Genomic DNA, 7,330 nt, shown 5'->3' with positions numbered 1-7,330 from the left:
GGTGCAGCGCTACGTCAGCCCGGCCGAGTTTGACGAGATGAAAGAAGAAGCGATGGCGATGGGCTTCACCCACGCCGCCTGCGGCCCGTTCGTGCGTTCGTCTTACCACGCCGATCTGCAGGCCAAAGGGATGGAAGTGAAATAACGCGTAATAGTTTGTTACGCTATAGACGGCGGAAACGCCAAAAAACGGATGTCCGCAAGGCATCCGTTTTTTATTGCGCGCCATCAGACGGAATTAAACGTCTTTCTTTTCGACGCTCTGCTGAGCGGACTGACTTTCGGCGGCATTGTTGCCGGCGGACGGCGGCGTGCTGTCGTCGCCCACCGCTTTTTTAAAGCCTTTCAGCGCCGCGCCAAGATCGGCGCCGAGCGTGCGCAGTTTGCTGGTGCCGAACAGTAAAATCACCAACACCGCAATCACCAGAAGTTTGGTAATGCTGATACCTTCCATACTCACCTTCTTATCATAGAGCGCTGCGTGAACAGCGAGAAAAACTGACCTTGCCTGCGAATATTTAGCGACTTTCCTTCGGCTCGCACAACCGCAACATGTAACAGAGTGAGATCCGTCGCAGGAATGCCACGCGCCCCCGCGGCGTGAATCCAAGACTATTCTTAGTTTATCACCCGCATGCTACGCTGCCGTGATGCCTATCAGGGAGATGCCGGATGTATATTGCTCCACCCATTTTCGATGCCCGAAAATCCGGCCTCAGCTTCGCCAAACGCACCTATCTGCCCCGCGTCGCCGGTCTGGGGCTCGGCTTTATCTGCGTTTGCGCCGCGCTCTACCCCTTGGCTCCGCCCACGGCGGTCTGGCTATTGCTGGCCTTTCACGGCTTTCTCTGGCCGCATCTCGCCTATCGCCTGGCCTGCCGCGCCAAAGAACCGTTCAAAGCCGAGATCCGCAACCTCTTGATCGACTCCGCCTTCGGCGGCTTCTGGGCGGCGATGATGGCGTTCAACGCGCTGCCCACCATCGTCATCCTATCGATGATGAGCATGAACAACATCGCTTCGGCCGGCAAAGCGCTGTTTGTGAAAGGATTGGCCATTCAACTGACCACGGCGATGCTCACCGCCGCGCTGCTCGGCTTCCCGTTTCACCCGCACAGCACGGCGCTGCAAATCTATCTGTGCCTGCCGATGATCTACCTGTATCCGACGCTGCTTGGGCTGGTGACCTACCGCACCGCCAAACGACTGGCGGAAAAGAAACAGGAGTTGCAACGCATCAGCACCCGCGATGGGCTGACCGGCTTATATAACCGCCGCCACTGGGAGCACCTGCTGCATCGCCAGTTCGACAGTTGCCGCCGCTACCAGGATAACGCCACGCTGATTCTGATGGATATCGATCGCTTCAAAACCATCAACGACACCTTCGGCCATGCTTTGGGGGATGAGGCCCTGGCGGCGTTGGCGGAAGAGTTGCTGATCGGCATGCGCAACGTGGATATCGTCGGGCGCTACGGCGGCGACGAGTTTGGCGCAGTGCTGCCTAACACCAGTGCTGAACAGGCGGGAATCGTTCTGCGCCGCATCCAGCAGCGGCTGGACGCGGTCAGCTTCAAGGAGGCGCCGCAGCTGCGGCTGCAGATCAGCGCAGGCATCGCTGACTACCACCCCGCGCTGGGCGGCTATCTTGACTGGCTGAAAGCGGCCGACGGCGCGCTCTATCGGGCGAAGCAGAATGGCCGCAACCGGCTGGAAACGGCGGCGCCGCCAGGGGAGTAACTTACTGACTTAATAACTTGGCAAAATACTTCGGCGCTTCGACAAAGCCTTCGCGCCGGTAAAACGCATGCGCCCGCTCGCGGCGGCTGTGGCAATGGACTTCCAGGCGATCGCAGCCGCGACGGTGCGCCAGCGCCTCGCCTTCCGCCAGCAGCCGCCGCCCTACGCCCTCGCCGCGCGCCCGATCGTCGACGCAAAAATAGCTGATGCGGCCAATGTCGCCGGCCAACGCCAGCTGCGGCAGAAAATGCAACGATAACACGCCCAACACCTGCTCCCCGTCCGCCGCCACCAGCAGCGCCTCATCCGGATGCGCCAACAGTTGCTGCATCCGCTGCGACAGAAACGCCTCGGTGCCGGGATAATCCAGCGCCGTCATTAATTCAGCGATAGCGTGCCGGTCGCTCAGACGCGCCGTTCTGATTTCCATCCGTTTTACCTCGCAGAGTGTCGATACTACAAAATAGGCGGCGTTAGGTGTAACATCCACCGGGTGCGGCGAAAAAGGCCGTGCGGCACGCTGGAGATGACATTCCTCCCTAACCGCCTTCACAGGCTGATGATGTCTACGTAACCTCTCGGAGAGAGGCGCGTAGCGTTACGCCTGTCCCTTTCCGAGCCTCGTGAATTTCTCTGATTGAAAGGTAGTTGCCCCATGTTGAGCTCTTTACTGGCCGTATTTATCGGCGGCGGCGTCGGCAGCGTTTTGCGCTGGGCGGTAAGCATGAAAATGAATCCGCTGAACGCCCACATTCCGCTCGGTACGCTGATGGTCAATCTGATCGGCGGTTTTATCATCGGCCTGGCGATGGCGATTTTCACCCGCATGACGCATCTGGATCCCACCTGGAAATTACTGATCACCACCGGGTTCTGCGGCGGCCTGACCACCTTCTCCACCTTTTCGCTGGAGGTGGTATACCTGATGCAGGATGGCCGCTTCGGCTGGGCGCTGGCCAACATGCTGCTCAACCTGGCCGGTTCGCTGGCGATGACGCTGCTGGCCTTTATGCTGGTGATGTGGCTCAACGGGCGCTAAGCCCTTAATGTTTCCTTAATCTTGCATGCGCATAATCTCATCCAGTACCCCTGACTGGATGAGAAACCGCTATGTTTAGCCTGCCGAAAACCGCCGCCGAAGCGATTGCCGTTGCGCTGTGCGTCCTGATCGTCGCCGCCTTTATCAAATCCTACCTGTTCACATAAGCGCCTTTTCCCCGCAGCACGCGTTCATCTTGCGTCTTTCCGGCCGTTTACACTACAATTGAGAATGAACGTTCACACTCAAAAATGTGAACCCGGCTCACGCGTAGCAAAGGATCGGGCAGATGCTCCCCCCCAACGACAGTAAACAGGCCAAAGTGCAGGCTCGCCGCGATCAGATCGTCGAAGCGGCGAAAACCAGCTTTCGCCGCCACGGCTTCCACGCCGCCAGCATGGCGGAGATCGCCCAGGGCTCGCAGCTCAGCGTCGGGCAAATCTATCGCTATTTCGCCAATAAAGACGCGATTATCGAAGAGATCGTCAACCGCATCATCACCAACAAGATGCAGCGGCTGGAAAACCTTGGCGATCACATCAACCTGATCGCCGGCACGTTGGCGGCGCGCACGCTGTTTCAGCAGCCGGGCGAGAGCGAAACCGATCACATGCTGATGCTGGAAGTGACCGCCGAGGCCACGCGCAACCCGGTGGTGGCCAAAATGCTCAGCGATGCGGAAGCGCGGCTGTTTCGCCACGTGTGCCACAATCTGCAGCGGCTGTATCCCCATTTCAGCGCGGAGGAGATCGCCGCGCGGGTGGAGTTTATCGCCGTCATGAGCGAAGGCACCGGTTACCGTATCCTTACCACGCAAAAAGCCGATGCGTCCCTGCTGCGCGATCTGTATCAGCAGGCCATTTCTCACCTGTTCAGGAAATCTTAATCTCCCATGACCAAACACTTAGCCAGACAACGTCTGGTGTACGCCGTCGTGCTTGGCCTGCTGGCCGCGCTGGGGCCGCTGTGCACCGATCTCTATCTGCCCGCCCTGCCGGAAATGGCGGGCGAGCTGAATACCTCTACCGCCGCCGCGCAGCTCAGTCTGACCGCCGGGCTGCTCGGCCTGGGCGTCGGCCAGCTGATTTTTGGCCCTTACAGCGACAAGCTGGGCCGTATGCGCCCGCTGTTGCTGTCGCTGATCCTGCTGCTCGGCGCTTCGCTGTGGTGCGCGCTGGCGCCCACCATCGACCAGCTGCTGATCGCCCGCCTGCTGCAGGGCATCGCCGGCGCCGGCGGCGCGGTGATTTCCCGCGCCATTGCCCGCGATCTGTACGCCGGCCATGAACTGACCCGCTTCTTCGCCCTGCTGATGCTGGTCAACGGCCTGGCGCCGATCGTCGCGCCGGTGCTGGGCGGCGTCATGCTGCAGGTGATGAACTGGCGCGGTATCTTCGGCGTGCTGGCGGCCATCGCCGTACTGCTGTTCAGCCTGTCGGCGTTGAAGCTGCGCGAATCCCTGCCGGTCGAGCGCCGCAGCCAGGGCGGTATCCTGGCGATGCTGATGTCGCTCGGCGGGTTGCTGACCCAGCGCTATTTCATGGGCCTGTGCCTGACACAGGGCTTCGTGATGGCCGGCATGTTCGCCTATATCGGCGCTTCGCCTTTCGTCTTGCAGCAGATCTACGGCCTCAGCCCGCAGATGTTCAGCCTGTGCTTCGCCATTAACGGCGTCGGGCTGATCATTGCGGCGCAGCTGGCCAGCCGTCTCAGTTCACGTTGGGGGGAACGCCGGGTATTGAGGGGCGGGTTAACGCTGGCGGCCGTCGCGTCGTTGTTGCTGCTGTTGGCCGCCGCGCTGCATGCGCCGCTGCCCGTGTTGCTGGTGCCGCTGTTCTTCTCGGTGGCGGTGATCGGCATCGTCGGCCCGACCGCCTCTTCACTGGCGATGCAAAGCCAGGGGGACAAAGCGGGCAGCGCCTCGGCCTTGATCGGCGTGTGCATGTTCGCCCTTGGCGCCTGCGCCGTGCCGCTCACCGGGCTGGGCGGCACTTCGGGCCTGTCGATGGCGCTGACCATCGTCGGCTGTTACGCCATCGCCATCCTGCTGTTCAGCCTGTTGGCCCGCCGCAGCGACGCATAACGCGCCCAATAAAAAACCCGCTCAATGAGCGGGTTTTAAGAAATTCAGCTACGCAGCTTAGATAGCAGTAACGTTAGCGGCAGATGGGCCTTTGGCACCGTTCGTGATTTCAAACTCTACACGCTGGCCTTCAGCAAGCGTTTTGAAACCATTGCTAACGATGGCAGAAAAGTGAACGAAAACGTCCTTGCTACCATCTTCCGGAGTAATGAAACCGAAGCCTTTGGATTCATTAAACCACTTAACGCTACCTTTAATCTTAGACATCAAACTTACCTTTAACGTGAATGAAAGACACAAAACCTGTGTCGATTACAGTACAGCAAGCAGGCAGGATTTTGTCCACCACCGCGATCACAGAAATCCGATAAAGAGTGAAAAAATCCGTGTTGCCCGGTGTAAATGCATTGCACCGGTTGCGATACGTTACCGTTCCAGGCCAATCCTCTCCCTGCGCCGGCGAACAACGCGCGAACGCCCAAACCCGCCCGCTGACCCCAGCGTTGACGCCTCCATGCAGACGCAATCGCTATGAAATATAACCAGATGGTCTTTTTGCTTCTGCGCCCCCTGCACTAGGGTTAGGGTTTATTTCCCACTGTGAGCCAAGCCTATGACCAGCCAGTTGGCAGAAAAGATCATCGCCTATCGGCGTGAGCTGCACCAAAACCCGGAGCTTTCCAATCACGAATTCGCCACCACCGCCCGGCTGACCCGCTGGCTGCAAGAGGCGGGCATTCGTATTCTGCCGTTGGCGCTGAAAACCGGCGTCGTGGCGGAGATCGGCAGCGGCAAGGGGCCGATCATCGCCCTGCGCGGCGACATTGACGCCCTGCCGATCGACGAAATCGCCGACGTGCCCTTCAGCTCGCAAAACAGCGGCGTGATGCACGCCTGCGGCCACGACTTTCACACCTCGGTGATGCTCGGCGCCGCGCACCTGCTCAAAGCGCGTGAGGCCGAGCTGCCCGGCACGGTGCGCATCTTCTTCCAACCGGCGGAAGAAACCTTCAACGGCGCCCGGCACCTGATCGACGCCGGCGCGCTGGATAACGTCGCGGCGGTATTTGGCCTGCATAACGCGCCGGAGCTGCCCACCGGCACCTTCGCCACCCGCGCCGGGCCGTTCTATGCCAACGTCGATCGCTTCCAGATCAGCATCACCGGCAAAGGCGCCCACGCCGCCAAACCGGAACAGGGCGTCGATACCATCGTCACCGCCAGCCAGATCGTCGGCGCGCTGCAGACGCTGCCCAGCCGCAGCTTCAGCTCGCTGGAATCGCTGGTGGTGAGCGTGACGCGCATCGAAGGCGGCAATACCTGGAACGTGCTGCCGCAAACCGTCGAGCTTGAAGGCACGGTGCGCACCCACAGCGACGCGGTGCGCCGCCAGGTGCCGGATAAAATTCGCCAGGTGATCGACGGCGTTGCCGCCGCGCTGGGCGCGCAGGCCGAACTCCACTGGCAGCCGGGGCCGCCGGCGGTGATCAACGACGCCCATTGGGCGGCGTTCAGCAAAAGCGTCGCCGCCGAGGCCGGCTACCGGGTCGAAGAGGCGGAGCTGCAAATGGGGGGTGAAGATTTCGCGCTGTATCTGCATCATGTGCCGGGCGTATTCGTCAGCATCGGCTCCGCCAGCGAATTCGGCCTGCATCATCCGCGTTTCAACCCCGATGAACGCGCCCTGTTCCCCGCCGCACAATATTTCACACTGCTGGCGGAACGCACGCTGCAACAGCTCACTACCGCGCCAGAAAAAGCCCTCAGCAACGCCTGAATAACGTGAAATAGTATTTCCCCGACGCCGCAGATGCCGCGCCGGGGATTATTATTTTCGCTCGCCGTGATATTTGCAGTTTTCAACATTTGAATATGCTGTTTTGTTGTTTTACATCCCGTTGCCGCTCATCAATAGTGGACACATCAGACACCGCGCGCCTTTGCGGCGCATGACAGGATAATCACGATGAGCGACAACGCGAATAATCAACGGCAATTACGGCTGGGCGCCATTCTGCATGGCGCATCGGGAAATATGTCCGCCTGGCGCCACCCGGATGCCGCCGCTGACGCCAGCATCAACCTCGAATTTAATATCGCCTCGGCGAAAAAAGCCGAACAGGGGAAATTCGATTTCGTGTTTGTCGCCGATGGGTTATATATCAACGAAAAGTCCATTCCCCATTTTCTTAATCGTTTCGAACCGCTCACCCTGCTGGCCGCGCTGTCCGCCGCCACCGATAAAATCGGCCTGGTGGGCACCCTTTCCACCTCTTACAGCGATCCGTTCACCGTCGCCCGTCAGTTCGCCAGCCTCGACCACCTGAGCAACGGCCGAGCCGGCTGGAACGTGGTGACGTCGCCGCTGGAAGGCTCGGCCAAAAACTTCTCGCGCAAAGAACACCCAGAACACAGCCTGCGTTACCGCATTGCCGGTGAGTTTCTCGACGTCGCCAAAGGGCTGTGGG

General features: G+C 60.1%; 9 protein-coding genes, 1 pseudogene and 1 riboswitch. Of the genes and pseudogenes, 7 read left to right on the top strand and 3 right to left on the bottom strand.

Annotated features, from left to right (window positions below; all coding sequences use genetic code 11):
* Window positions 1–145: pseudogene (locus tag ADK28_RS29880) on the top strand (lipoyl synthase); the annotation flags it as partial.
* A gap of 93 nt (window positions 146–238) precedes the next feature.
* Here the strand turns inward: ADK28_RS29880 and tatA are convergent.
* Entirely contained in the window at window positions 239–454 is a 216-nt protein-coding gene (gene tatA, locus ADK28_RS07255; protein ID WP_048795289.1) for a Sec-independent protein translocase subunit TatA, read from the bottom strand.
* Between the two features lie 218 nt (window positions 455–672).
* Between tatA and ADK28_RS07250 the strand changes: the two genes are divergently transcribed.
* A complete protein-coding gene (locus ADK28_RS07250) occupies window positions 673–1,740 on the top strand; it encodes a diguanylate cyclase (protein WP_048795288.1) in 1,068 nt (355 codons plus the stop codon).
* A 1-nt stretch (window position 1,741) separates the two neighbouring features.
* On the opposite strand, the gene ADK28_RS07245 is transcribed toward ADK28_RS07250, so the two are convergent.
* Window positions 1,742–2,170, bottom strand: coding sequence for a GNAT family N-acetyltransferase (locus ADK28_RS07245; protein WP_048795287.1), 429 nt, complete (start codon window positions 2,168–2,170; stop codon window positions 1,742–1,744).
* A gap of 83 nt (window positions 2,171–2,253) precedes the next feature.
* Window positions 2,254–2,316, top strand: a riboswitch (Fluoride riboswitch).
* 79 nt (window positions 2,317–2,395) lie between these two features.
* Here ADK28_RS07245 and crcB point away from each other — a divergent pair.
* The 3 genes from crcB to ADK28_RS07230 all read left to right on the top strand — a co-directional run bounded on the left by crcB (window position 2,396) and on the right by ADK28_RS07230 (window position 4,862).
* Complete coding sequence (gene crcB / locus ADK28_RS07240; protein WP_016928782.1) at window positions 2,396–2,779, top strand: fluoride efflux transporter CrcB; 384 nt, start codon at window positions 2,396–2,398, stop codon at window positions 2,777–2,779.
* A 289-nt stretch (window positions 2,780–3,068) separates the two neighbouring features.
* Window positions 3,069–3,665 carry a TetR/AcrR family transcriptional regulator gene (locus ADK28_RS07235; protein ID WP_016928784.1) on the top strand — a complete coding sequence of 199 codons (597 nt, stop codon included), beginning with the start codon at window positions 3,069–3,071 and terminating at the stop codon, window positions 3,663–3,665.
* Window positions 3,666–3,671: 6 nt separating this feature from the next.
* Window positions 3,672–4,862 carry a multidrug effflux MFS transporter gene (locus ADK28_RS07230; protein ID WP_048795286.1) on the top strand — a complete coding sequence of 397 codons (1,191 nt, stop codon included), beginning with the start codon at window positions 3,672–3,674 and terminating at the stop codon, window positions 4,860–4,862.
* A 57-nt stretch (window positions 4,863–4,919) separates the two neighbouring features.
* Here ADK28_RS07230 and cspE read toward each other — a convergent pair whose 3' ends face one another.
* A complete protein-coding gene (cspE, locus tag ADK28_RS07225) occupies window positions 4,920–5,129 on the bottom strand; it encodes a transcription antiterminator/RNA stability regulator CspE (protein ID WP_004940030.1) in 210 nt (69 codons plus the stop codon).
* A 346-nt stretch (window positions 5,130–5,475) separates the two neighbouring features.
* On the opposite strand from cspE, the gene ADK28_RS07220 reads away from it, so the two are divergent.
* Both ADK28_RS07220 and ADK28_RS07215 read left to right on the top strand, forming a co-directional pair.
* A complete protein-coding gene (locus tag ADK28_RS07220) occupies window positions 5,476–6,639 on the top strand; it encodes a M20 peptidase aminoacylase family protein (protein ID WP_048795285.1) in 1,164 nt (387 codons plus the stop codon).
* 189 nt (window positions 6,640–6,828) lie between these two features.
* Window positions 6,829–7,330 (top strand): LLM class flavin-dependent oxidoreductase (locus ADK28_RS07215; RefSeq protein WP_048795284.1); only part of this gene is annotated, 502 nt, incomplete at its 3' end.

The organism is Serratia sp. 506_PEND (assembly GCF_001076875.1).
Lineage (GTDB): Bacteria > Pseudomonadota > Gammaproteobacteria > Enterobacterales > Enterobacteriaceae > Serratia > Serratia marcescens.
The sequence above is the reverse complement of the archived record's forward strand: the minus strand, read 5'-3'. Positions and strand labels throughout refer to the sequence as shown.

Coding starts and splice junctions, on each gene's coding strand:
- cspE (WP_004940030.1), bottom strand. CDS start 5,129: ATGTCTAAGATTAAAGGTAGCGTTAAGTGGTTTAATGAATCCAAAGGC.
- ADK28_RS07220 (WP_048795285.1), top strand. CDS start 5,476: ATGACCAGCCAGTTGGCAGAAAAGATCATCGCCTATCGGCGTGAGCTG.
- ADK28_RS07235 (WP_016928784.1), top strand. CDS start 3,069: ATGCTCCCCCCCAACGACAGTAAACAGGCCAAAGTGCAGGCTCGCCGC.
- ADK28_RS07250 (WP_048795288.1), top strand. CDS start 673: ATGTATATTGCTCCACCCATTTTCGATGCCCGAAAATCCGGCCTCAGC.
- ADK28_RS07230 (WP_048795286.1), top strand. CDS start 3,672: ATGACCAAACACTTAGCCAGACAACGTCTGGTGTACGCCGTCGTGCTT.
- ADK28_RS07245 (WP_048795287.1), bottom strand. CDS start 2,170: ATGGAAATCAGAACGGCGCGTCTGAGCGACCGGCACGCTATCGCTGAA.
- crcB (WP_016928782.1), top strand. CDS start 2,396: ATGTTGAGCTCTTTACTGGCCGTATTTATCGGCGGCGGCGTCGGCAGC.
- tatA (WP_048795289.1), bottom strand. CDS start 454: ATGGAAGGTATCAGCATTACCAAACTTCTGGTGATTGCGGTGTTGGTG.